General features: G+C 70.7%; 20 protein-coding genes and 1 tRNA gene. 3 read left to right on the top strand and 18 right to left on the bottom strand.

The genetic code is table 11. The annotated features are described in order from the left end of the window. Positions 1-59: 59 nt before the first annotated feature. The 7 genes from ACFV5H_RS22010 to pgsA form a co-directional block, all read right to left on the bottom strand. The gene (locus ACFV5H_RS22010) at positions 60-812 is read right to left on the bottom strand and encodes a YebC/PmpR family DNA-binding transcriptional regulator (RefSeq protein ID WP_385049135.1); all 753 of its coding nucleotides are present in this window, start codon (positions 810-812) and stop codon (positions 60-62) included. Between the two features lie 48 nt (positions 813-860). Beyond that, the gene (gene pdxT, locus ACFV5H_RS22005) at positions 861-1,466 is read right to left on the bottom strand and encodes a pyridoxal 5'-phosphate synthase glutaminase subunit PdxT (protein ID WP_385049310.1); all 606 of its coding nucleotides are present in this window, start codon (positions 1,464-1,466) and stop codon (positions 861-863) included. Continuing rightward, positions 1,460-2,371 (bottom strand): pyridoxal 5'-phosphate synthase lyase subunit PdxS, encoded by a 912-nt coding sequence (gene pdxS / locus ACFV5H_RS22000; RefSeq protein WP_073933758.1) that lies wholly within the window; start codon positions 2,369-2,371, stop codon positions 1,460-1,462. Before pdxS ends, pdxT begins: the two co-directional genes overlap by 7 nt. A 141-nt stretch (positions 2,372-2,512) precedes the next feature. Then, positions 2,513-3,055, bottom strand: coding sequence for a hypothetical protein (locus ACFV5H_RS21995; RefSeq protein ID WP_385049138.1), 543 nt, complete (start codon positions 3,053-3,055; stop codon positions 2,513-2,515). 194 nt (positions 3,056-3,249) lie between these two features. Then, the gene (locus tag ACFV5H_RS21990; RefSeq protein WP_385049141.1) at positions 3,250-4,413 is read right to left on the bottom strand and encodes a glycosyltransferase family 4 protein; all 1,164 of its coding nucleotides are present in this window, start codon (positions 4,411-4,413) and stop codon (positions 3,250-3,252) included. Beyond that, complete coding sequence (locus tag ACFV5H_RS21985) at positions 4,410-5,351, bottom strand: phosphatidylinositol mannoside acyltransferase (protein WP_385049144.1); 942 nt, start codon at positions 5,349-5,351, stop codon at positions 4,410-4,412. Before ACFV5H_RS21985 ends, ACFV5H_RS21990 begins: the two co-directional genes overlap by 4 nt. After that, positions 5,348-6,019: a phosphatidylinositol phosphate synthase gene (gene pgsA / locus ACFV5H_RS21980; RefSeq protein ID WP_385049147.1), complete on the bottom strand. Its 672-nt coding sequence runs from the start codon at positions 6,017-6,019 to the stop codon at positions 5,348-5,350. The genes ACFV5H_RS21985 and pgsA overlap by 4 nt, the downstream gene beginning before the upstream one ends. 916 nt (positions 6,020-6,935) lie before the next feature. Here pgsA and ACFV5H_RS21975 point away from each other — a divergent pair. Together ACFV5H_RS21975 and ACFV5H_RS21970 are read left to right on the top strand one after the other, a co-directional pair. Further along, positions 6,936-9,134: an elongation factor G-like protein EF-G2 gene (locus tag ACFV5H_RS21975; protein WP_385049150.1), complete on the top strand. Its 2,199-nt coding sequence runs from the start codon at positions 6,936-6,938 to the stop codon at positions 9,132-9,134. Positions 9,135-9,352: 218 nt separating this feature from the next. Then, the gene (locus ACFV5H_RS21970; RefSeq protein WP_385049153.1) at positions 9,353-11,008 is read left to right on the top strand and encodes a hypothetical protein; all 1,656 of its coding nucleotides are present in this window, start codon (positions 9,353-9,355) and stop codon (positions 11,006-11,008) included. Positions 11,009-11,089: 81 nt separating this feature from the next. Here ACFV5H_RS21970 and ACFV5H_RS21965 read toward each other — a convergent pair whose 3' ends face one another. The 4 genes from ACFV5H_RS21965 to ACFV5H_RS21950 form a co-directional block, all read right to left on the bottom strand. After that, positions 11,090-11,656 (bottom strand): HIT family protein, encoded by a 567-nt coding sequence (locus tag ACFV5H_RS21965; protein ID WP_385049157.1) that lies wholly within the window; start codon positions 11,654-11,656, stop codon positions 11,090-11,092. Between the two features lie 82 nt (positions 11,657-11,738). Further along, entirely contained in the window at positions 11,739-13,715 is a 1,977-nt protein-coding gene (thrS, locus tag ACFV5H_RS21960; protein ID WP_385196816.1) for a threonine--tRNA ligase, read from the bottom strand. A 113-nt stretch (positions 13,716-13,828) separates the two neighbouring features. Further along, positions 13,829-15,064 (bottom strand): hypothetical protein, encoded by a 1,236-nt coding sequence (locus ACFV5H_RS21955; protein WP_385196813.1) that lies wholly within the window; start codon positions 15,062-15,064, stop codon positions 13,829-13,831. Further along, a complete protein-coding gene (locus tag ACFV5H_RS21950; RefSeq protein ID WP_385049166.1) occupies positions 15,061-15,627 on the bottom strand; it encodes a DUF4365 domain-containing protein in 567 nt (188 codons plus the stop codon). Before ACFV5H_RS21950 ends, ACFV5H_RS21955 begins: the two co-directional genes overlap by 4 nt. Positions 15,628-15,795: 168 nt before the next feature. On the opposite strand from ACFV5H_RS21950, the gene ACFV5H_RS21945 reads away from it, so the two are divergent. Next, positions 15,796-16,521 carry a 3'-5' exonuclease gene (locus tag ACFV5H_RS21945; RefSeq protein WP_385049169.1) on the top strand — a complete coding sequence of 242 codons (726 nt, stop codon included), beginning with the start codon at positions 15,796-15,798 and terminating at the stop codon, positions 16,519-16,521. Between the two features lie 58 nt (positions 16,522-16,579). On the opposite strand, the gene ACFV5H_RS21940 is transcribed toward ACFV5H_RS21945, so the two are convergent. From ACFV5H_RS21940 to ACFV5H_RS21910, 7 genes are all read right to left on the bottom strand, one after another. Further along, positions 16,580-16,651 (bottom strand) — tRNA-Val (locus ACFV5H_RS21940). Between the two features lie 39 nt (positions 16,652-16,690). Then, entirely contained in the window at positions 16,691-17,140 is a 450-nt protein-coding gene (locus tag ACFV5H_RS21935; protein ID WP_385196811.1) for an SRPBCC family protein, read from the bottom strand. Between the two features lie 36 nt (positions 17,141-17,176). After that, the gene (locus tag ACFV5H_RS21930) at positions 17,177-19,912 is read right to left on the bottom strand and encodes a Tat pathway signal sequence domain protein (protein WP_385049174.1); all 2,736 of its coding nucleotides are present in this window, start codon (positions 19,910-19,912) and stop codon (positions 17,177-17,179) included. A 100-nt stretch (positions 19,913-20,012) separates the two neighbouring features. Beyond that, on the bottom strand, positions 20,013-20,612 hold the full coding sequence (locus ACFV5H_RS21925; protein ID WP_385196808.1) for a hypothetical protein: 600 nt from the start codon (positions 20,610-20,612) through the stop codon (positions 20,013-20,015). 10 nt (positions 20,613-20,622) lie between these two features. Then, entirely contained in the window at positions 20,623-21,498 is an 876-nt protein-coding gene (locus ACFV5H_RS21920) for a carbohydrate ABC transporter permease (RefSeq protein WP_385049180.1), read from the bottom strand. Next, positions 21,495-22,451, bottom strand: coding sequence for a carbohydrate ABC transporter permease (locus ACFV5H_RS21915; protein WP_385049183.1), 957 nt, complete (start codon positions 22,449-22,451; stop codon positions 21,495-21,497). Before ACFV5H_RS21915 ends, ACFV5H_RS21920 begins: the two co-directional genes overlap by 4 nt. 14 nt (positions 22,452-22,465) lie before the next feature. Continuing rightward, positions 22,466-23,755: an ABC transporter substrate-binding protein gene (locus ACFV5H_RS21910; protein ID WP_371101826.1), complete on the bottom strand. Its 1,290-nt coding sequence runs from the start codon at positions 23,753-23,755 to the stop codon at positions 22,466-22,468. Positions 23,756-24,212 lie beyond the last annotated feature (457 nt).

Here is a 24,212-nt window from a genome sequence, read left to right as displayed (position 1 = left end):
CACTGACAGAGCGGCGGGCCGACGGAAGTGTCCCGCCGGCCCGCTGAGCAGTGGACGCGTTACGCGTCGACCTTCTCCATGATCTCGTCGCTCACGTCGAAGTTGGCGAAGACGTTCTGCACGTCGTCGCTGTCCTCCAGCGCGTCGATGAGCTTGAAGATCTTCCTGGCGCCCTCCTCGTCCAGCTCGACCTGCATGGTCGGGACGAAGTTGGCCTCGGCGGAGTCGTAGTCGATCCCGGCGTCCTGCAGAGCGGTGCGCACGGCGACCATGTCGGTGGCCTCGCTGAGCACCTCGAAGTTCTCGCCGAGGTCGTTGACCTCCTCGGCACCCGCGTCCAGGACGGCGGCGAGGACGTCGTCCTCGGTCAGCTCGCCCTTGGGGACGATCACCACGCCCTTGCGGTTGAACAGGTACGACACCGAGCCCGGGTCGGCCATGGAGCCGCCGTTGCGGGTCATCGCGACACGCACGTCCGAGGCGGCACGGTTGCGGTTGTCGGTGAGGCACTCGATGAGCACCGCGACACCGTTCGGACCGTAGCCCTCGTACATGATCGTCTCGTAGTCGGCGCCACCGGCCTCGAGACCGCCACCGCGCTTGATGGCGGAGTCGATGTTCTTGTTCGGCACCGACTGCTTCTTGGCCTTCTGGACGGCGTCGTAGAGGGTGGGGTTGCCCTCCAGATCGACACCGCCCATACGCGCGGCGACCTCGATGTTCTTGATCAGCTTCGCGAAGAGCTTGCCGCGCTTGGCATCGATCACGGCCTTCTTGTGCTTCGTCGTGGCCCATTTAGAGTGGCCGGACATCTGCCTGTCTCCTTCGCGTAACCCATCTCTGCAACGAACGCAGGAATCCTACAAGGACTCGGTCGCCCGGCACGCGCGCACCATGTCGACGAAGAGGCCGTGCACACGGTGGTCGCCGGTCAGTTCCGGGTGGAACGACGTGGCCAGCGCGTTGCCCTGGCGGACGGCGACGATGTGGCCGCCGTGCTCGGCGAGCACCTCGGCGCCGGCGCCGACGGACTCCACCCAGGGGGCGCGGATGAAGACGCCCTCCACGGGATCGCCCTCGACGCCCTTGACGTCGACCGCGGCCTCGAAGGACTCGTTCTGTCGGCCGAAGGCGTTGCGGCGCACGATCATGTCGATGCCGCCGAGGGTCTCCTGGCCCGAGCGCGGGTCGAGGATCTTGTCGGCCAGCATGATCATGCCGGCGCAGGTGCCGTAGACGGGCATGCCCTCGCGCACGCGCGCGCGGAGGGGCTCCATCAGGCCGAAGAGGACCGCCAGCTTGGAGATCGTGGTGGACTCCCCGCCGGGGATGACCAGGCCGTCGACCTCGGCGAGTTCCTCGGGGCGCCTGACCGGCCTGGCCACGGCGTCGGCCGCGGCCAGGGCGACGAGGTGCTCCCGTACGTCGCCCTGGAGGGCCAGGACACCGATGATCACGGTCACCAGCCGCGGTTGGCGTAGCGCTCGGTCTCGGGCAGGGTGTCGCAGTTGATGCCGACCATGGCCTCGCCGAGGTTGCGGGACGCGTCCGCGATGATCTTCGGGTCGTCGTAGAAGGTGGTCGCCTTGACGATGGCGGCGGCACGCTTGGCCGGGTCGCCGGACTTGAAGATGCCGGAGCCGACGAAGACGCCCTCGGCGCCGAGCTGGCGCATCAGCGCGGCGTCGGCCGGGGTGGCCACACCACCGGCGGAGAAGAGGACCACCGGGAGCTTGCCCAGCTCGGCGACCTCCTTGACCAGCTCGTACGGGGCGCGCAGCTCCTTGGCGGCGGCGTACAGCTCGTTGTTGTCGTAGCCGCGCAGGCGGGCGATCTCGTTCTTGATCTGGCGCAGGTGGCGGACGGCCTCGACGACGTTGCCGGTGCCGGCCTCGCCCTTGGAGCGGATCATGGCGGCGCCCTCGGCGATGCGGCGCAGGGCCTCGCCGAGGTTGGTGGCGCCGCAGACGAAGGGGGTGGTGAAGGCGAACTTGTCGCTGTGGTTGACCTCGTCGGCCGGGGTGAGGACCTCGGACTCGTCGATGTAGTCGACGCCGAGGGACTGCAGCACCTGGGCCTCGACGAAGTGGCCGATGCGGGACTTGGCCATCACGGGGATGGAGACCGCGCCGATGATGCCCTCGATCATGTCCGGGTCGGACATCCGGGCCACGCCGCCGTCCTTGCGGATGTCGGCGGGGACCCGTTCCAGGGCCATGACGGCGACGGCGCCGGCGTCCTCGGCGATCTTGGCCTGCTCCGGCGTGACGACGTCCATGATCACGCCGCCCTTGAGCTGCTCGGCCATGCCGCGCTTCACACGGGCGGTGCCGGTCTCGGGACCCTGGTTTTCGGAGAGCGTGCTGGACACGAATGACCTCGCTGAGGGGAAGGAGGGGGTTTCTGCAGCACTGAGGAAACGTGAGCGGACCAGGCCACAGCAAGGGCCAATGAGAAGCCGGTGGATCCTTTTCGGTCGGCGGCGGTCCGGCCGGGTGGCCGGATCCCGCCGTTACGCGGCCCGCTCGACCAGGGCGGCCGGCGGTTCGTCGTCCATCTCGAAGGCCATCGGGAAGGGCGCGTGTCCGGCCAGCCGGAACCAGCGCACCTTGCGGTGCCGGCGCAGCGCCCGTGCCGCCCGTACGGCGTCGTTGTGGAAGCGGCGGGCCATCGGCACCCTGCGCACAGCCTCGGCGAGCTCCAGGGCCGCCTCCTCGCCGCCGGGCGCCTCCCGGACCGCGTCCACCTGCCGCGCGTCGCCGAACACCGCGCGCAGCGCCTGGCTGAGCTCGCTCTCCGCGACCTCGCGCTGCTCCTCGACCGACTGCCGCGCGGCGTGCGCGGCCTCGTAGAGCACGATCGACGCGGCGGGGTCGAGCACGCCCGAGGTGGCCAGTTCCTGCGCCACGGAGGCACGGCGCAGCAGTTGGGCGTCGAGCGCGGCCCGGGCGGCGTCGATCCGGGCGTGCAGCCGGTCCAGGCGTCCCGCCGTCCAGCTCAGGTAGAGGCCGATGACGACGAGGGCGACGAGGATCCAGATGAGGGTTGCGGTCACGGGCGGCAAGGCTACCGGGGGCGCTCTTCGGTGACTGCGCCCCCGGACCCCCTTCGGCCTGGACGGCCTCGTCCCCGGGGCCTGTCCGCTCCCTTCCCGTCGCCCGCCCGAAGGGCAGGCCACACGGCTGGGGTCCCCTCCGCGGGAGTACGCGCCGGGCGTCGCGCGGCGGGCGGGAACGGTCCGGGCAGGCTCTACTCCCGTGCCAGGCCGAACCGTGCCCGCAGGCCCGTCGCGCGGTCGTCCGTCGCCACCGCCGCCGCGCCCGCCGTCACCGTCTCGTAGACCGACAGGATGTCCGCGCCGACCGTCGACCAGTCGAAGCGGCGGACGTGGGCGCTGCCGCGTTCGCGGAGCTCCGCGCGGCGCTCCGGGTCCCCCAGGAGCCGTACGGCCGCCTCGGCGAGCGCGTCCGCGTCCTCGTTGGCGAACAGCTCGCCCGCCGCTCCCTGGTCGAGGACCTGCGCGAACGCGTCCAGGTCGGAGGCGAGCACCGGCGCACCCGCCGACATCGCCTCGACCAGGATGATGCCGAAGCTCTCCCCGCCGGTGTTGGGCGCCACGTACAGGTCGACGCTGCGCAGGAAGCGGGCCTTGTCGTCGTCGCTGACCATGCCGAGGAACTCCACGCGCGGGCGCAGCTCCCGGGGCAGCGACTCGACCGCCTCCTTCTCGTCGCCGCGCCCGGCGACCAGCAGCCGCGTCCGCGGCCGGGCGGCGAGGATCTTCGGCAGGGCCTTCATCAGCACCGGCAGGCCCTTGCGGGGCTCGTCGATCCGGCCGATGAAGCCGATGGTGCCGCCCTGCCACTCGGGCTTGGGTTCGGCCTTGGCGAAGAAGTCGACGTCGACGCCGTTCGGGATGACCACCGCGTCGCCGCCCAGGTGCTCGACGAGGGTGCGGCGGGCGTACTCGCTCACCGCGATCCGCGCGCTGATCTTCTCCAGGGCGGCCTGGAGGATCGAGTACGCGGCGATCATCGCGCGGGAGCGCGGATTGGAGGTGTGGAAGGTCGCGACGATCGGCCCCTCGGCCGCCCAGCAGGTCAGCAGGCCGAGCGAGGGCGAGGTCGGCTCGTGGATGTGGACGACGTCGAAGGCACCCTCGTGCAGCCAGCGCCGTACCCGCGCGGCGGACAGGAAGCCGAAGTTGAGCCGGGCCACCGAGCCGTTGTACGGCACCGGCACCGCGCGGCCCGCCGAGACGACGTACGGGGGCAGCGGGGTGTCGTCGTCGGCCGGGGCGAGGACGGACACCTCGTGACCGAGCCGGATGAAGTACTCGGCCAGGTCACGGATGTGGAACTGGACGCCTCCCGGCACGTCCCAGGAGTACGGGCAGACGATGCCGATCCTCACGAGGTCCCCTTCCGGTCCTGCCCGGGGGCGGTCGCGGGGTCCCGCGCGGGGTCGAGGTCCCTCAGCCACAAGCGCTGCAGCATGTGCCAGTCCTCCGGATGGTCGGTGATCCCCGTGGCGAAGGCGTCGGCCAGCGCCTGTGTCATGACAGACGTCTTTTCGGCGCGCGTGCCTGACCCGGGGACCTCGACCGGCGGGTGGACCCGGCCCCGCATCACCGGCGAGTCGTCGTACCAGAGGGTCACCGGCAGCAGCCGGGCCCCGGTCTGCTGGGCGAGCAGGGCGGGTCCGGCCGGCATCCGGGCGGTCTCGCCGAAGAAGCCGACCTCGACACCGGAGGCGGACAGGTCGCGGTCGGCGACCAGGCAGACCAGTCCGCCGTCGCGCAGCCGCCGGGCCAGCGTGCCGAAGGCGGAGCCGCCGCTGTGCGGCAGCACCTCCATGCCGAGGCCCTCGCGGTAGGCGACGAAACGGTCGTACAGCGTCTCCGGCTTCAGCCGCTCGGCGACGGTGGTGAACGGTATGCCGAGCTTCGTGGTGACCCAGGCGCCGGCGAGGTCCCAGTTGGCGAGGTGCGGCAGCGCCAGGACGACGCCCTTGCCGGCCGCCATGCCGTCGGTCAGGTGGTGGAGGTCCTTGGGGTCGAACCCGGACGCGACGCGCTCGGGGCTCCAGGCGGGCAGCCGGAAGGACTCCATCCAGTAGCGCAGGTACGACCGCATCCCCGCGCGGGAGAGTTCGGCCAGCCGCTCCGGGCCCGCGTCCGGCACGACGCGCGCGTAGTTGCTCTCCAGGCGGAGCACGCCCTTGCCGCGCTGCTTCCACGCGAGGTCGGCGATGGTCCTCCCGAGGCGCACGGCGACCGGCTCGGGGAGTTTCCTGACGGTGCCCCAGCCGGCGCCGTACAAGGCGTCGGTCAGCCGCTCCTGGGCGCTCACTTCGCGGCCTCGCTCCCCTGGGCCTCCTGCCGCTCCGCGGCCTCCGCCTCGGCGGACTCGCGGCGCACGGTGACCACCCGCTGGATCAGCGTGACCAGGCTGCCGACGGCGACGATCCACAGGGCGACCGGCAGCAGGTACTGGATGCCGGGTACACCGAACGCGTGCAGGCCCGCGAGACCGGCCGCGACCAGCGAGACCACCAGCCGTTCGGCCCGCTCGACGAGCCCGTTGACGGCGACCGGCAGGCCGATCGACTCGCCGCGCGCCTTGGTGTACGAGACCACCTGGCCGCTGGCCAGGCAGAAGATCGACACCGCGCACAGGGCGATGTCGTCGCCGCCCCCGGCGTACCAGAGGGCGAAGCCGCCGAAGATCGCGCTGTCGGCGACCCGGTCCAGGGTGGAGTCCAGGAAGGCGCCCCAGCGGCTGGAGCGGCCCAGCTGGCGGGCCATGTTGCCGTCGACGAGGTCGGAGAACACGAACAGCGTGATCACGACCGTGCCCCAGAAGAACTCGCCCATGGGGTAGAAGACCAGCGCGCCCGCGACCACTCCCGCGGTGCCGATGAGCGTGACCGTGTCGGGGCTGACCCCCCGCCGGATGAGAAACGCGGCGAACGGTGTGAGGACACGCGTGAAGAATGCACGCGCGTACTTGTTCAGCATGGCCTTCCCGACGGTCGGTGTGGCCGCGTGGCCCCTGCTGGCCACCCGGCGGGCCCAATCGTAGCCACGCACGCGCGCGGGCGACGGCGGGGCACCCGTACACCCGCGCGGGAGCGGGGTCACGATGCCCTCGCTCCGGCACGCACCACCCGCCACGCCCCGCGCGAGGGCAGGACTCGCCGACGCCGACCGGTACCGATGCCCACCCGTCACACCCACGCGAGGGCAGGATCACGATGCCCTCGCTCCGGCACGCACCACCCGCCACGCCCCGCGCGAGGGCAGGACTCACCGGCGCCGACCGGTGCCGATGCCCACCCGTCACACCCACGCGAGGGCAGGATCACGATGCCCTCGCTCCGGCACGCACCACCCGCCGCCCGCCACGCCCGCGCGGGAGCGGGAGCGGGAGCGGGTCCGTCCGGCGGACCACTCCGCGGACGCGGGGCCCGGTACGCACTCCCCCACTGCCCGAAGGGGGTGGGACACCCCGGGCCGCTTTGTCGTCACTCTCCGGCTCCCCCACGTTCGGCTCCGCTCGAGCGGAGGAGATCTCCGCCGCGCGGGAGGAACCCCCGTCTCGTCGGCTCCTTCCCCCGCCTCGCGGCTGCGCGCGCTCCCCCGCTCCCGGCTCCGCTCGAGCGGTACCTCGCACGCGGGGCCCCGTCGCTCCCGCTCACCCGGGCCGCGAGGCGTCGCCGGTTTTCTCCGGCTCGACCGTCGGGCAGGCCCTGGCCGGCGACGCGGTTCGCACCGCTGCGGGCAGGGACGGGCGTCGGGACCGCGTCGTTCGTATGGACGCGCCGTGACGGGAGTGGAAAGCTCGAAGGACCGCGGGCGTCGCCGGAGCCGCACCGCACGCGGATTCCGCGGGTCCGCGCCCACAGTGACCTCACCGTGCACGGGAGGCAGGATCATGGGCGACAAGGCACACACACATCCCGGAGCCGCCGGCAGGGCACAGGCGGCCGGCCATCCCACGTCCGTACGGAATGTGGTGCTGGTCGGCCACTCCGGATCGGGCAAGACGACCCTGGTGGAGGCCCTCGCGCTGACCGCGGGGGCGGTGAACCGGGCGGGCCGTGTGGAGGACGGCGGCACCGTCTCCGACTACGACGACATCGAGCACCGGCAGCAGCGCTCCGTACAGCTCTCCCTGGTGCCCCTCGAATGGGACGGCATCAAGGTCAACCTTCTGGACACCCCCGGATACGCCGACTTCGTCGGGGAACTCAGGGCCGGTCTGCGGGCGGCGGACGCGGCCCTCTTCGTCGTCTCGGCCTCGGACGGCGTGGACGGCTCGACCCGCATGGTGTGGGACGAGTGCGCGGCGGTCGGCATGCCGCGCGCCATCGTCGTCACGCACCTGGAGGCGGCCCGCGCGGACTTCGAGGAGATGACCCGCGTCTGCGCGGAGACGTTCGGCGGCGACGACCCCGACGCCGTGCTGCCGCTGTACCTGCCGCTGCACGGCCCGGAGGGACCCGACGGGCACGCGCCCGTGACGGGTCTGACCGGACTGCTGTCGCGGAAGCTGTTCGACTACTCCACCGGCGAACGCAAGGAGTCCGAACCCGGCGAGGACCAGCTCCCGCTGATCGAGGAGGCCCGCGGCCGGCTCATCGAGGGGATCATCGCCGAGAGCGAGGACGAGACCCTCATGGACCGCTACCTCGGCGGCGAGCAGGTCGACGTCCGGACGCTGATCGAGGACCTGGAACGGGCGGTCGCGCGCGGGGTGTTCTTCCCCGTCCTGGCCGCCGCCCCGGCCACCGACGGCGCCCGCCAGGGACTCGGCACGGTCGAGCTGCTGGAGCTGGTCACCGGCGGCTTCCCGACCCCGCTGGAGCACGGCACCCCGAGCGTGACCACCGTCGACGGCAGGCCGCGCGAGCTGAAACCGTGCGACCCGGACGCCCCGCTGGTCGCGGAGGTCGTGAAGACCTCCTCCGACCCGTACGTCGGCCGGCTCTCCCTGATCCGGCTCTTCTCCGGCACCCTGCGCGCCGACCAGACCGTGCACGTCTCCGGACACGGGCTCGCCGACCGGGGCCACGAGGACCACGACGTGGACGAGCGGATCGGCGCCCTGTCCACACCGTTCGGGAAACAGCAGCGGCCCGTCTCCCATGTCATCGCGGGCGACCTCGCGTGCGTGGCGAAGCTCAGCCGCGCGGAGACCGGCGACACCCTGTCCGCCAAGGACGACCCGCTGCTCATGGAGCCCTGGGAGATGCCCGACCCGCTGCTGCCGCTGGCCATCCAGGCGCACAGCAAACCCGACGAGGACAAGCTCTCGCAGGGCCTGTCCCGGCTGGTGGCCGAGGACCCGACGATGCGGCTGGAACAGAACCAGGACACCCACCAGGTGGTGCTGTGGTGCCTGGGCGAGGCACACGCGGACGTGGCCCTGGAACGGCTGCGCAGCCGCTACGGCGTCCAGGTCGACGTCGTACCGCACCGGGTGTCGCTCAGGGAGACGTTCGGCGGCAAGGCGGCCGGGCGTGGCCGGCACGTCAAACAGTCCGGCGGGCACGGACAGTTCGCCATCTGCGAGATCGAGGTGGAGCCGCTGCCGAACGGCTCGGGCATCGAGTTCGTCGACAAGGTGGTCGGCGGCGCGGTGCCGCGCCAGTTCATCCCCTCCGTCGAGAAGGGCGTACGGGCCCAGGCCGTCAAGGGAATCGCCACGGGACATCCGCTGATCGACGTCCGCGTGACACTCCTCGACGGCAAGGCGCACTCCGTGGACTCCTCCGACGCCGCGTTCCAGACGGCCGGCGCGCTGGCCCTGCGGGAGGCGGCCGCGGACGCGAAGATCCATCTGCTGGAGCCGGTGGCCGAGGTGAGCGTCCTGGTCGGCGACGACTACGTCGGCCCCGTGATGAGCGACCTGTCCGGCCGGCGCGGCCGGGTGCTCGGCACCGAGCAGTCACCCGGTGGACGCACCCTCATCAAGGCCGAGGTTCCCGAGATCGAGATCGACCGGTACGCCGTCGACCTGCGCTCCCTCTCGCACGGCACCGCCCGGTTCAGCCGCCGGTACGCGCGGCACGAACCCATGCCGTCGAACGTGGCGGAACGGGTCAAGGAAGAGGCGCGTACCGCCTCGTAACCGGCGACGGGCGCCCCCGGGAGACCCGGCGGGCGCCCGCGTACGCCCCTCGCACCGGGACGACTCCGGAGTGCTTCACTCCGTGGCGGCGGACGGCTTCGGCCGTCCGCCGACGGACGACGGCGGGTACGGATACGCTGAAGACCTGATCAACAGGTGTGCGCAGCAAGGAAGTCGGGAAGGCCGCAAGACGACAGTCGCGGCGATCGGGGGCGGGAATGACCGTTGAGAGCGGTTACGCGGATTTCTTCGGTCCGCAGGTGCCGCGCACGGGCGACGAGGGGCAGACGCCGACGCTCGCGCTGGCCTCGGCGGCCTACCGGGACAACGAGGCCGAGGAGATACTCAAGGCCAACAACGAGTGGCACAAGTCGGCCGTGAGCGCACCCAGGCTGAAGCTGTTCCGGCCGAACCTGGGCGAGGCGTACTCCAGGGCGATCATCGACCGGATGCTCGGCTCCGGCCGCGCGCCGCTCATCCAGTCCTTCGGCACCCAGCCGCAGGTGGTGGTCGAGCACTCACTGGCGGCGCACCGCATCCGCCGCGAGCGGGACAACTGGCTGAGCGCCGTCATGGTCCTGTGCGGTCTGCTCTTCCTGCCGGGGCTGCTGGTGTGGCTGCTGGTCTTCCAGATCCGTACGACGATGTCCAGGCGGGAGGACAAGCGGGCGGGCGCGCTGGCCACCACCCTGCTGGTCGCGGTGGGTGCCCTCGCCGTGCTGTTCCTGATCCGCATGCCGTTCGACGGATTCTGGGGCTGGTACGCGCGCGCGGCGGTCGTCGCCCCGGTGCTGGGCTGGTTCTGGGCCAAGCAGATCTGCGAGCGCACGGCGAGGGACCTGCGCGAGCGCTGGAGCGGCCTGCTCTCCGGCAGCAGCATCGGCGCCAAGGTGCCCGAGGCGGTGCCGAGCAGCCCCGGCGAGACGGCCGCCGAGCAACTGCGCCAGTCCCTGGCCCGGCTCAGCGCCGAACAGCAGTCCAACTCCGTCTTCTACGCCGGCCCCAAGGGCATACTCGGCATGGGCACCCGCTGGGGCAGCTGGCAGCTCGCCGAGGACCTGGTGCCCCTCCACCCGGACCGGGAGATCAACCCGTTCCGCAGCTGGGACGTCATCAAGTCCATCCACGACCGGCTGCGGATGCTGGAGCGCGGGCCGCTGCACACCGGCGGCTTCCCCAAGCCGTCGGTACGGCACTGGATCGTCACCCCCATCGGTGAGAACGCCGACGCGGTCTCCCGGCCCGAGGGCACGGACGTCGAGGCGTACCAGGTCAAGTCGCACGCCATACAGGACATCTGCAACAAGCAGCAGTTCGGCGCGGGCGACCGGCACTATCTGGGCGTGCAGTGGACGCTGTGGGACGGCCAGCTGGTGATCACCATGCTGATCACCGTGACCGTGCTGCACGAGACGCTGCGCATCGAGGTCACCGGGCACGCGCTGGGGCCGGTGCACTCGCTGTTCACCAGCAAGCCGGCGGCCAAGGAGAAGGAGGTCCAGAAGTCGATCAGGTTCTGGGAGACCCGGAAGGTGAAGCTCCCGCTGGTCGACTCGGACGAGGTGGTACGCCTGGCCGCCCGGGCGCCGCTGACCTGGTACCCGCCGCTGCTGTACTGGCTGGGCGGCAAGCTGAGCCTGCCGGAGCCGTTCGGTCTGCGGCACGCGTGGGCGGACAAGCCGTGGCGGCACCGGTTCATGGCGGACGACGCGTTGCGGGCGGCCGCGCCTGTGCTGCGGGTGGTGCACTCCGCCGCGATCAAGGTGCTGGAGGAGAACGGGGTGGACACGGAGAAGTTCGGGTCGCGGTCGTCGTTCCTCAGCACGGCGGTGCAGGACGCTTCGCCTCGGAAGGCCGACGTGTACGACGCGTAGGCCTCCGGCGGTCAGGCGGCTGCGGTGACGGTCACTGGGGGCTACGCCCCCAGACCCCCACCGGCCTGAACGGCCTCGTCCTCAGACGCCGGACGGGCCGGCCGACGCAGGCCACGCCTCCGACAACATCTTCCTCGTGTCGGCCAGGAGCTGGGGCAGGATCTTCGTGTGGCCGACCACCGGCATGAAGTTCGTGTCGCCGCCCCAGCGGGGGACGACGTGCTGGTGGAGGTGGGCGGCGATGCCCGCGCCCGCGACCGTGCCCTGGTTCATGCCGATGTTGAAGCCGTGCGCGCCCGACGCGGTACGCAGTGCCGTCATCGCCTGCTTGGTGAGCTCGGCGAGCTCCGCCGTCTCCTGAGCGGTGAGGTCCGTGTAGTCGGCCACGTGCCGGTACGGCACGGTCATCAGATGGCCGCCCGTGTACGGGTAGAGGTTGAGCACCGCGTAGACCCGCTCGCCGCGCCGCAGGATCAGCCCGTCCTCGTCGGACTTGGCCGGGATGGAGCAGAAGGGGCAGCCGTCGTCGGCGCCCGGGCCGCTCGGCTTGTTCTCGCCCTGGATGTACGCCATCCGGTGGGGCGTCCACAGACGCTGGAACGCGTCCTGCGTGCCCACTCCCAACTGCTGCTCCGGCTCACTCGTCATGCGTGCAGCATATGGCGTCATCGGAGGACCGCGGAAAAGGCCCCCGGGATCGCTCCCGGGGGCCTCGGAGTCATCCGCGCGGTCAGACCTGGGTCCGCTCCTCGACGACCTTCGCGATCTTCGCGATGGCCTCGTCGACGGGGATGCCGTTCTCCTGGGAGCCGTCGCGGTAGCGGAAGGAGACGGCACCGTTGGCCATGTCCTCGTCGCCCGCGATGACCATGAAGGGCACCTTCTGCTTCTGGGCGTTGCGGATCTTCTTCTGCATGCGGTCCGAGGAGGAGTCGACCTCGACGCGCAGCCCCTGCCTGCGGGCCGTGTCCGCGAACTTCTCCAGGTACTCGACGTGCGCGTCGCCGATCGGGATGCCGATCGCCTGGACCGGGGCGAGCCACGCCGGGAACGCGCCCGCGTAGTGCTCCAGGAGCACCGCGAAGAACCGCTCGATGCTTCCGAACAGCGCGCGGTGGATCATGACCGGGCGGGTCTTGGAGCCGTCCGCGCCGGTGTACTCCAGGTCGAAGCGCTCCGGCAGGTTGAAGTCGAGCTGGATGGTCGACATCTGCCAGGTGCGGCCGATGGCGTCCTTGGCCTGGACGGAGATCTTCGGGCCGTAGAAGGCGGCGCCGCCCGGGTCCGCCACGAGCTCCAGGTTCTGCTTCTCGGCGACCTGGCGCAGCGTCTCGGTGGCCTCCTCCCAGGCCTCGTCGGAGCCGACGAACTTCTCCGGGTCCTTGGTGGACAGCTCCAGGTAGAAGTCGTTCAGGCCGTAGTCGCGCAGCAGGTTCAGCACGAAGGTGAGCGTCTTGTCGAGCTCCTCCGACATCTGCTCGCGGGTGCAGTAGATGTGCGCGTCGTCCTGGGTGAAGCCGCGGGCCCGGGTCAGGCCGTGCACCACGCCCGACTTCTCGTACCGGTACACGGTGCCGAACTCGAAGAGCCGCAGCGGCAGTTCACGGTACGAGCGGCCGCGCGCGTCGAAGATCAGGTTGTGCATCGGGCAGTTCATGGGCTTGAGGTAGTAGTCCACGCCCTCGTCGAGCTGCATGGGCGGGTACATGCCGTCGGCGTACCAGTCCAGGTGGCCCGAGGTCTCGAAGAGCTTCCCCTTCGTCGCGTGCGGGGTGTAGACGAACTCGTAGCCCTCCTCCTCGTGGCGGCGCCGCGAGTAGTCCTCCATGACCCGGCGGATGATGCCGCCCTTGGGGTGGAAGACGGCGAGGCCGGAGCCGATCTGCTCCGGGATGGAGAACAGGTCCAGCTCGGAGCCGAGCTTGCGGTGGTCGCGCTTCTCGGCCTCGGCGAGGAACTCCAGGTGTGCCTTCAGCTCGTCCTTGGTCGGCCAGGCGGTGCCGTAGATGCGCTGGAGCATCGGGTTCTTCTCGCTGCCGCGCCAGTAGGCGGCGGCGTTGCGCATCAGCTTGAAGGCCGGGATGTTCCGGGTCGTGGGCAGGTGGGGGCCCCGGCAGAGGTCCTTCCAGCACAGCTCGCCGGTCTTGGCGTCCAGGTTGTCGTAGATGGTCAGCTCGCCGGCGCCGACCTCGACGTCCGCGCCGTCGTCGTGCGAGGCGGAGCCCTTGAGGCCGATCAGCTCCAGCTTGTACGGCTCGTCGGCGAGCTCCTCGCGGGCGGCCTCGTCGGTGACCACGCGGCGGGAGAACCTCTGCCCGCGCTTCTGGATCTCCTGCATCTTCTTCTCGATGGCCTTGAGGTCATCGGGGTGGAAGGGCTTCTCGACGTCGAAGTCGTAGTAGAAGCCGTCCTTGACGGGCGGGCCGATGCCCAGCTTGGCCTCGGGGAACAGCTCCTGCACGGCCTGGGCCATGACGTGCGCGGTGGAGTGGCGCAGGATGTTCAGACCGTCCTCGGAGGAGATCTCCACTCCCTCGACGGTCTCGCCGTCCTTGACCTCGTAGGCGAGGTCCTTGAGCTCCCCGGCCACGCGCGCGGCGATGACCGAGCGCTCGCCGGCGAAGAGCTCGGCGGCCGTAGTGCCCGTCGTCACCACGCGTTCTTCCCGCTCGGAATCGCGTTGGATGATCACACGGACGTCTGACACCGGTCTCTCCTGACTGAAGGCTGTGGTCGCGGCGCCATACCGGAGCGCACGCATGGGTGCGATCGTACCGACCCGGGCCCGCCGACCGCGAAATCAGTCCCCGCGGTCCGGTGTCAGTCCTCGCAGTCCGGTCCGCAGGCCTCACCGAAGAAGGCCGCGGTCTCCGCGTTCGCCTGGAGCGCCTTCGCCAGCCGGTCCCGCTCGGCCTCGTCGACCTGCACCGGTGCCAGCTCGCCGACGTCGGTGAGCCGGCGGAAGCCGCCCCGGCTCTCCAGCCGCCCGCGCACCCGCACCGGCAGTCCGACGAGGTGGGCGTGTCCGGCGACGCGGTAGTCCTCCTCGCCGAGTGCGATCCGGACGTGACCGACCTCGGCCCCGGCGAGTACGCGCAGCCGGACCGTGCCCTCGCCGCGGTGCCCCGACCTGTGCATCCGGACCACCGTGCCGGTGATCCGCACCGTCGTCGACGGCTCCGCGCGCCGGTAGCGCAGGCCGGCCTCGAGCAGCACGGGCAGGTCGCCGGGTGAGAACTCGACGGGTTCCGCGGCGGCGGCGCAGCCCTCGGGCACACCGGCCGCCGGGGCCCAGGCCACGGCGATCCGGGCGCCCTCCGTGCCCCGGACCAGGGCGACGAGGGCCTCGGTCAGCTCATGGCTGACGCCCGCCGTGACGGCCGTGTCGAAGGCGTCCATGCCGCCGGTGGCGCGGCGGTAGTCGATGGCCTCACGGGTGGCGTACAGGGCGTGGTGGAGGCGTACGGCGAGGGGGCGGCCGGTGGTGACGGGGGCGAACGCGGTCAGCCGGCGCCCGCCGGGTGCGGGTCCGACGAGGACGGCGTCCAGTGCGGCGGCGGCCTGGCGGCGGTGCCGGGCGCCGTGGAAGCCGGCTCGCGCGCGGGTGGCGAGTGCGGCGGCCAGGAGGGTCCGGCGGGCGGCGGAGCGCAGCTGTTCCTCCGCGGTCCAGGCGGTGGCGCCGCCGGGTCCCGCCGGTATGTCGCGCCACCAGTGGATCTCGTCGCTGGGTACGGCGAGGGCGAGCAGGATCTCGCGGGCGGAGGGTGTGCCGCTGCGGGACAGTGCTTGCAGGGCCTCGGTGAGCAGGTCCTCGCTGTCCGGGAAGGCGCGGCTCGCCGGTACCAGCAGGCTGGTGCCGGTGCCGGGTCCGGGCGGGGTCCAGCGGCCGTAGCGTCCGATGGCGCCGCCGCGTCGCTGCCAGCCGTGCCGGTACAGGAGGGCGGTGAGCACGGCGGGGTCGATGTCGGCGGGCTCGGGCGGCCGGCCGTCGTGGGCGGCGTCGGCGGGATGGGGGCGTACGGGCCTCAAGGGTTCCCCGGTCGGGCGGTGCGTCACGGTTTTCCTCCCGTCCCGACCCGCGTCATGATCTCGCACAGCGCCCGGTCGTCGAAGATGCGTGAGGTGGGGATCCGTACGGTGGTGCGGCGCCGGCCGGTGACCGGGTGTCCGGCGAGGTTGGTCCAGTAGCAGCAGTGCCGCAGGTCGAGCCGGTCGTGGCCGGCGCGCAGCCAGTCGTCCTGGGAGCGCGGCACGATCATCACGACCAGGATCTTGTGCACCGAGACCGGGGTGCGGGCGAGCTTCTCCAGGTGCGCGTTGTCCAGCGTGAAGGAGAAGGAGTGGCCCGGCGGGTGGGGGCGGAGCTGGTAGGTCGCCTTGAGCTGCACCTTGATGGTGACCTCGTCGTCGACGACGTGCCCGGCGGCGCTGTGGCTGACGTGCCAGTCGATGCCGTTGTCCGGGAACGGCTGGGACAGTGAGCAGCCCGCGGCGGCGGCGACGGCGTGCAGATAGCCGACCTGCAGTGTCTCCATGCAGGCGGTGGTGGCGAGAGTGCCGCGAGTGGGTGGCGTGCGCTCGGGCAGCAGCCCGCCCCGTTCGGGCTGCGCGATGGCCATGACCAACAGCCTTCCAGAACAAGTGTTTTCCCGCTGTGGGTCGTTGAACTGCAAAGACCCGTACTCCTGTTGTCTCCTTCCGGCGTACGGCGCAAACAGGCCGGGTATCACCGGATCGGGCAGCGGACGGTGCGTCGACTGCCGACGGTGAACGAGGGGTTGTTGGGTATGGCGTGCTGGTACGAAGGGCCGTTGGCCGCTTTCGACACGGAGACGACGGGTGTGGACGTCGAGACCGACCGGATCGTGTCGGCCGCCCTCGTCGTGCAGGACGCGCCGGGCGCCCGGCCGCGGGTGACCCGTTGGCTGGTGAATCCGGGGGTGCCGGTGCCGGCCGCGGCGACGGAGGTGCACGGGCTGACCGACGATCACCTGCAGCGCAACGGCCGCTGGCCGGCGCCGGTGATGTACGAGATGGCTCAGGCGCTGGCGGAGCAGGCCAGGGTGGGCCGGCCGCTGGTGGTGATGAACGCGCCGTTCGATCTGACGCTGCTGGACCGGGAGTTGCGCCGGCATCGCGCGTCGTCGCTGGGCCGCTGGTTCGAGCGGACGCCGCTGCTGGTGCTGGACCCGTGGGTGCTGGACAAGCACCTGGACCGCTATCGCAAGGGCCGGCGCACGCTGACCGATCTGTGCGCGCACTACGGCGTCGCCCTGGAGGGGGCGCACGACGCGGCGGCGGACGCGACGGCCGCGCTGGAGGTGACCCGGGCGGTGGGGCGGCGTTTCGCGTCCCGGCTGGAACGGCTGTCCCCCGCCGAGCTGCACCCCTTGCAGGCGGTGTGGCACGCGGCACAGGCGCGGGGGCTGCAGGCGTGGTTCGCGCGCACGGGCACGGACGAGGTGGTGGACCCGGCGTGGCCACTGCGTCCGGATCTGTCGGCGGCGGCATGAGGCATCGGGTGGGCACATAAAAAAAGCCGGTCCGTCGGGGACGGACCGGCTTTCCCGGTGGGCGATACTGGGTTCGAACCAGTGACCTCTTCGGTGTGAACGAAGCGCTCTCCCACTGAGCTAATCGCCCGGGAACGCACTGAACAATACAGGTCCGGGGACGGTTCCTTCAAACCGCTTCCAGGTGGGCGGCCAGGCCGCGCCGGCCGGCCCGCATCATCAGCGCGTGGTTGGCGCGGAAGACGGGCCGTCCGGGCACGGCGAGCAGGCGCAGCAGTGGTTTGCGGACGTCGACCTCCTGCTCGTAGTGGGCGAGGCAGCCGTGGGGCCCCAGGCGGGTGACGGTCCAGCGGGCCCAGCCGTCGATGTCGCCGGAGAGGCCGGCCTCCAGGATCCCGGTCTCCGGGTCGCGCCGGCCCTCCCGCACGGTCGAGGTCAGGTCGTACGGCAGGAGGGAGCGGATCGTGATGATCCCGCTGGTGTCGTCGAGCCGGGTGACGTCCCGTACCTGGGGCCACCACAGGGGGTAGTCCTCGATCCGCTCCAGGACGCGGTAGACCACCGGGGCGGGCGCGGACAGGGTCCACAGACTGCGGAAGCGGTGATGGTTCCAGTCCATGGACGTCGTGTTCCCGTCCGCGCCCGTTGTGTGCGTCTACGGCATCCGGTCCCCGAGCAGCGACAGCAGCTCGATGGCGGCGAGGCCGTAGAGCGCGGTGTCGTTGGTGGACACCCAGGTGGCCTCACTGCCTGCGACCAGGGCCGTCGGGCCGCTGACCTTCTCGGTCTTCCAGGGTGCCGACTCCTTGTAGCCGTCGGAGTCGTAGAACTTCTGCCAGGCCCTCTCGGCCAGCTTCTCGTCGCCGGTCTGTACGGCGGCGTAGGCGTCGAGGCGGGAGTGGCCCTGGAAGAGGATCAGGCTGCCGAAGTTGGAGCCGTAGCGGGCTGCCTGTTCCGTCTTGCTGGCGTTGAAGTAGCGGCAGTAGTCGTAGTACGCCTCGTTGAACTTCGGCATGTCGACGAGGTCGATGAGTTCGGCGCAGAGTTCGTTGAGGCCGAAGACGGCCGACAGGTGGGAGACGCCCACCACGGGTTCGTCCGCGATCGCGAACTTCCCGGTGTCGAGGTCGTACAGGCCGGTGCCCTGGACGAAGCCGTTGGGCTGGGCGGCGATGGTCTCCATGGTGGAGAGCACGCGGGCCTTGGCCTTCTCCCACTTCGGGCCCCTGCGTTCCCACTCGGTGAGCCAGGCGGAGACCAGTCCGCTCCAGTCGGTGCCGAAACCGATCGACAGGGCGTTGCGGTCCGGCGTGTACGGCTCGGTGCGGATCTTGCGGATGGGGTCGAGGACCAGGAAGGTCTCGTCGGAGTCGACGTTGGCGTGCATGAGGTCGCCGACGCGTTCGTCCGCGGTGAGGAAGTAGTAGTAGCGCCGGTAGGTGGTGTTGGCGATGCGCTGCTGCTTGGCGCTGTCGGCGAAGTGCTGGACGCCGTGGCGGGTGCCGAGGCCGGCCCACTTGCCGATGTGGTAGACGTCGACCTCGCCGGTGTGGCGGGTCATCGCCTCGGCGAAGCGGAAGATGTCGGCGCGGCCGGAGCGCAGGTACGCGTACCAGAGCCACAGGTCGGGTGAGAGCTCGGAGTTGTCCCAGGCGTAGCCGCCGACGTCGTACCGCCACTGGTGCCGCACGGTGTCGTAGGTGTGCATGATGTCGCCGTAGTCCCAGAAGCCGTACCAGCGGCGCTGCTCCACCTGGTCCTTGTAGTAGGTGAAGAGGAAGTCGAGGTGGTCCTCGATCCTGGCCTTGGCGGGGGTGGAGCGGTCCGGTTCGGCGAACAGGCCCTTGCCGAAGACGCCTGCGGCGACGAGCTGCTTGGGCGGGGCGGCGAGCTGCGGGAGGACGCGGACCGCCTCGACCTGTTCGGCGAGCCTGTCGGCGCTCGGGGTGGACTCGTTGGCCCAGAAGAGGAGTTCGGAGGTGCGGGCGATGCCGTACGGGGTGCCGAACTCGGGCTCGTAGTCCTCGTAGGTGATGTTGAGGCCCTCGAGCTGTTCGGGGAAGGTGTCCTGGCCCATGCCGTCGTGGTAGAAGCGCAGGTCCATGGGCTGGGCCTCGGGTGACCAGAGCCAGAGGGTGACCTCGGCCTCGTCGGTCTGGGCGTCGCGGATGTCGAGCTGGGCGGGGTGCTTCTCCCAGAAGTCGCGCAGGCCGAAGGAGAGGCCGCCGGTGACGCCGCCGACGTAGCCGAAGCCGGAGGCGCGCCGGCCGCCGCCGGCGCCGATCCAGCCGTGGCCCTTCTTGGTGCGCTTGCGCAGGGTGAAGCCGTCGGCGGAGAGCTGGGAGAGGGTGTAGTCGCCCCATTCGGGGATGTACTGCAGGCGGGTGGTGACCCGCTGGTCCCAGGTGGCGGGGTCGGGCAGCTTCTCGCCGGCGAACTGGGCGGCCTGGACGGCGGCTCCCGGGTCGCGGCGCAGTCCGGTGATGCCCTTGACGGCCTCGCGGAGCAGGCCGGTGCCCTCGCCGCCGAGGCGGATGTGGCGGTCGTAGGACTCGTCGCGCATGGGCACGGTGAAGCGGACGCCGAGGCCCCGGACGAAGTCGCCACTGGCCTTGCCGGGCTCCTGCTTTCCGTCGTAGGTGATGGTGTGCACCATGCGGAAGGAGTCGGCGCCGGCGTAGAAGTAGAGGCGGATGGAGAAGGGCAGCAGGTCGCGGTGGCCCTTGCGGTGCTTGCCGTCGACGCGGACGACCGCGCGGACGGGGCCTTCCTGCTCGACGGTGACGTCGGAGATGGCGCCGTCGAAGCGCTCGGTCCTGACGGTGGTCTGGTCGCCGTCCTCGTACTCGGGCTGGCGCAGTACGACGAGGCGGCCGTCGCGGGCGATCTCGGTCGAGCCGCGACGGACCGACTTGACGATCGTGGAGCCGGACTTGCCGATCCTGGCGGTGATGACACCGGTGGAGATGTCGATGGTGCCGCCGCGCTTGTCGACGGTGACCTTCTTCTCGGGCGCCGTGGGCGCCCCGGTGGTCAGGGTGAGCTTGCCGGAGCCCGAACTCACGGCGTGCGCGGTCCACTTGAGGGAGCCGTCGGGCCAGTAGGCGAGCGGCCAGGACTGGACGGGGACGGACTTTCCGTCGGCGTCGGTCAGCGCGAAGGTCTGGTCCTCCTGGTGGGCGCCCTTGGGCCAGGGCACGCCGACGGTGGAGCCGGGGGCCGCGCCGAGACCGCCGTCCTCCAGCCAGTCGAGGGTCACCGGGTCGGCGTCGGCGGCTTCCGCGCGGGGCGCGGCGGCGGCGTTCTGTGTTCCCAGGGCCCAGCTGAACTGGGCGGCGGCTCCGGCGACGGCGGCCGCCTTGAGCAGGGATCTGCGGGGAATGGGGGACATGGCCTTTCCTTTCCGTTGCGACACCGCAAGGTGATGTCAAGGGCATGACAGAGAGAGGTGCGGCGCCGAAGCGCCGACCTGGAAAGAGGGGCACCGCCTCTCAGCGGTGCCGGTACCGCGTCTCCACGGCGACGGCCGCCGCCGCGACGGCCCCCAGGACGGGGACCGCCAGCGGCGGGACGAACCAGGCGGACAGGACCACGACGGCCAGCCCGCAGACGACCAGGAAGGACCCGGCGGGGTCGAGCACGGTCCGCCGGCCGGCGTCCGCGAGCAGCGCCCGCCAGGTGGTGCCGGGCGCCCAGAGGGCGGCCGCCCGCAACAGGGCCACGGCGGCCCCGATCAGCGCGAGGACACCGACGGCCCCGACGAGCGGTCCACCGGGGAGTCCGGCCCGCGCGGCCAGGACGTCCACCCACACCGCGGCGGCCACGGCCCACCCGGCGAGCCCGACGGCCCACCCGCCGCGTACGGCCGTACGGAAGTCCGTGACGAACTCCCGCAGGCCGCCGCCCTGGTGGGTGGTACGGCGCCGCAGATGCCGCGCGCCGGCGGCGAAGGCCGCGGGGTAGGTGACGACCCCGAGACAGGCCACGGCGATCCACACGCCGGTGAGCAGGCACTCGGCGAAGACCGAGAAGCGCTCGCCGAAGACCGACTCCCTGCGCGAGGTGCGCGCCTTCACGCGTGCTTGCGCCATGGTGACCGCCTCAGCCCTTCAGTCCGGAGGTCGCCATACCGTCGATGAGGTAGCGCTGGAAGGCCATGAAGAAGGCGATGACGGGCACCAGCGCCACCAGCGACATCGCGATCATGCTGCCGTAGTTGGAGACGCCCTCCTGGTCGCGGAACATCATCAGGCCGAGCGAGACGGTGTACTTCTCGGGGGTGTTGAGGTAGATCAACGGTCCCATGAAGTCGTTCCAGGCGTTGATGAAGGTGAAGATCGCGCTGGTGATGATCGCGGGCCGGCTCAGCGGCAGCACGATCGACCAGTAGGTGCGCAGGTGCCCGCAGCCGTCGAGCTTGGCGGCCTCGTCCAGCTCCCTGGGCAGTCCGCGCATGAACTGCACCATCAGGAACACGAAGAAGGCTTCCGTGGCCAGGAACTTGCCCGCGACGAGCGGCACCAGGGTGTCGGTGAGCTCCAGGTTGCGGAAGAGCACGTACTGCGGGATGAGCAGCACGTGGTACGGCAGCAGCAGCGTGCCGATCATCAGCGTGAAGAGCAGGTTCCGTCCGGCGAACCGGATCTTGGCGAAGGCGTACGCGGTCAGCGAGCTGGACAGGACGACACCGGCCACGGCGAGGAGCGCGTACACCAGCGAGTTCCAGAAGAAGCTGCCGATGGAGATGCCGGAGATGCCGTCGGCGAGCCCGGAGAAGTTCTCCCAGACCGGCTTCGTGGGCAGCAGGTCGAGGCTGGCGATGATGTCCTTGCTCGGCTTGAACGAGGCGCCGACCACCCAGATCACGGGATAGAGGACGACCGCGAGGACGAGAAGCGCGCCCACGTGCCAGGCGATCGATCCGAAGCGCCGCCGCTCGTTCGCGGTGGGCAGGGCAGGGCTGGTGGCACTGGTCACTTGGCGGCCTCCTCGTAGTGCACCCACTTCTTCTGCGACCAGAACAGGACCGCCGTCACGAGCGCCACCGCGATCACCAGCGTCCAGGCCATCGCGGAGGCGAAGCCCATCTGGGCCTCCTTGAAGCCCTTCTGGTAGAGGTAACAGGTGTAGACGAGCGTGGCGTCGGCGGGCCCGCACCGGGTGTCGGAGACGACGTAGGCGGAGCCGAACACCTGGAACGCGTGGATGGACTCCAGCAGCACGTTGAAGAACAGCACCGGGGAGATCATCGGCAGCGTGACGTTCCAGAACCTGCGCAGCGGTCCGGCACCGTCCATCTCGGCGGCCTCGTACAGCTCCTGCGGGACCTGCTTGAGGCCGGCCAGGAAGATGACCATGGGCGCGCCGAACTGCCAGATGCTCAGGGCCACCAGGGCGTAGATGACGTAGTCCGGGTTGCCGATCCAGCCGCCCACGTCGAAACCGAAGACCTTCTGCGTACGGTCCACGACCGCGTCGTCCGAGAACAGCGCCCGCCACACGAAGCCGACGGAGACGCTGGCGCCGACGAGCGAGGGCATGTAGAACGCGGCCCGGTACAGGCCCTGTCCGCGCCGCTTCTGCGCGAGCAGCAGCGCGACACCGAGCGCGAGCAGCAGCTTCAGGGGAGTCGCCACGACGACGTACTTGAGCGTGACCTCGACCGACTTCTGCCAGCGCGGGTCCTGGAACATCGTCGTGAAGTTGTCCAGGCCGATCCACTTGGGCGGCGAGAACAGGTTGTAGCTGGTGAACGCGTAGTACAGCGACGCGATCATCGGCCCCGCCGTGAGCAGCAGGAACCCCGCGATCCACGGCGACATGAACAGATAGCCGACGAGAGTCTCGCGGCGCCGCCCGCGCCGCCCGGCGGCGGGGGCGGCGGGCCGCTTCCCGGCCGGGCGCGCGGGCGCTTCCTTGACGAGCGTCATGGTGGTACGTCCCCTCAGCCGGCGAACGCGGCCTTGGCCTCGCCGAACAGTGCCTTGGCGGCGTCGGCCGGCTTGGTCTTGCCCTGGGCGACCTCGCCACCGATGCGCAGGAACGCGGCCTCGATGACGTCGGCACCCGACGGGTGCGGGGTGATCTTGCCGAGGACGCCGGCCTCGGCGACCTCCTCCTCGTAGGCCGCGACGCCCTTGTTGTTGTCGTCGGTGGGCTTGAACGCCTCGTACTGCTCGGTGGTGGCGAGGATGCCGCGGTCGTAGCCCATGATCTTGCCGACCTCGGGGTCGTGGACCATGAAGTCGATGAACTGGGCGACTTCCTTGGGGTGCTCGGTCCCGGAGAAGGCGCTCAGCATCAGCGAGCCGAGGTACTGGCCGGTCTCCTTGCCGTCCGTGGTGGGGATCGGCGCGAGCCCGTAGTCCGACTCGCCCTCGCCCTCGTAGCGGATGGAGAAGTTGTCCCAGGTGAACTCGGACGCCGCGAGGCCCGCCGAGAGCGCGGACTTGGGCTTGACCTGCTCGACCTTCTTCGGGTCGGCGACGAGCCCGGACCGCACGCGCTTGTAGCCGTCCTCCCACCACTGCGTCAGGTCGTCCTCGGTGAAGCCGAGGTCGGTGTCCGTGAAGAAGGCCTTGCCGTTCTGGCGCAGGTAGAGGTCGTAGAGGTACATGATGCTGAAGTAGCCGGTGTCGCCGGCGATCTTCAGCTTGTCCTGGATCGTCTGCAGCGCGTCGAAGTACTCGTCCCAGGTCCAGCCGAACTTCGCCTCCACGCCGGCCTTCTCGAAGGCCTTGAGGTCGATGACGAGCGACATGGTGTTGGCACCGACGGGGACGGCGATCTGCTTGCCGTCGACCTGACCGTTCGCCAGCACGCCGTTGCGGAAGTTCTCCAGGCTCAGGTTTCCGGCGTCCGCCTGCGACTTGAGATCCAGCAGAACACCGCGCTTGTCGTACTTGCGCAGGAAGCCGACCGCATTCTGGAAAACGTCCGGCGGATTCCCGCCGGAGGCCTGGGTCTGGAACTTCTCCCAGAACGCTTCGTAGTCGGTGAATTCAGGCTTGATCTTGATCTTCGGGAACTTCTTCTCGAAGAGCGCGATCGTCTTCTTGATGGCGATGGTGCGCGGCTCGCCACCCCACCACGCGTAACGGATCGTGACCGTTCCGTCTCCCGAACCGCTGCCGCCACCGCAGGCGGTGGCCGTCGCCCCGATCCCCGCGACGGCCAGCGAGGCCCCCGCCGCTTTGAGGATCGTCCGCCTCTCCACATTCCCACCCTGCTGCATATGAGCCTCCCCGCGACGTTCGCGTCCGCCTCATGAATCGTTTCAAGTAAGCGCTTGCTGGCACAAGTTACGGAGGGCCTACGGGCACGTCAATGATTCGGACAGGAATTCATGTGCGCCGCGATCCGGCACCGGCGGCGGTCACCTCGCCCGCAGAGCCAGGGCCGGCCACAAAATCCCAGGTGGCAGCCCTGCGGCCGACCCGCCGAACATGTCGGAGCCTACCGGGACGGGCGCGGCGGAAGGTCACGGTTGGATGAAGACGGCCGGAAGCGGAACGCCTCGGAGACACGGGAAGGGTCCTCGCCCGGCGGCACCCCGCCGCGGACGCGCCGGCCGGCCGCACACGACGAGGCGCCCCGGCTCAGTATTGGTGCGCGGGGCCGCCTGATGATCCGGTGGGCGATACTGGGTTCGAACCAGTGACCTCTTCGGTGTGAACGAAGCGCTCTCCCAC

Origin of the sequence: Streptomyces sp. NPDC059787 (genome assembly GCF_042732315.1) — a bacterium.
Lineage (GTDB): Bacteria > Actinomycetota > Actinomycetes > Streptomycetales > Streptomycetaceae > Streptomyces > Streptomyces atrovirens.
Note: the sequence above shows the minus strand (reverse complement) of the source record. Positions and strands in the feature narration are given on the sequence as shown.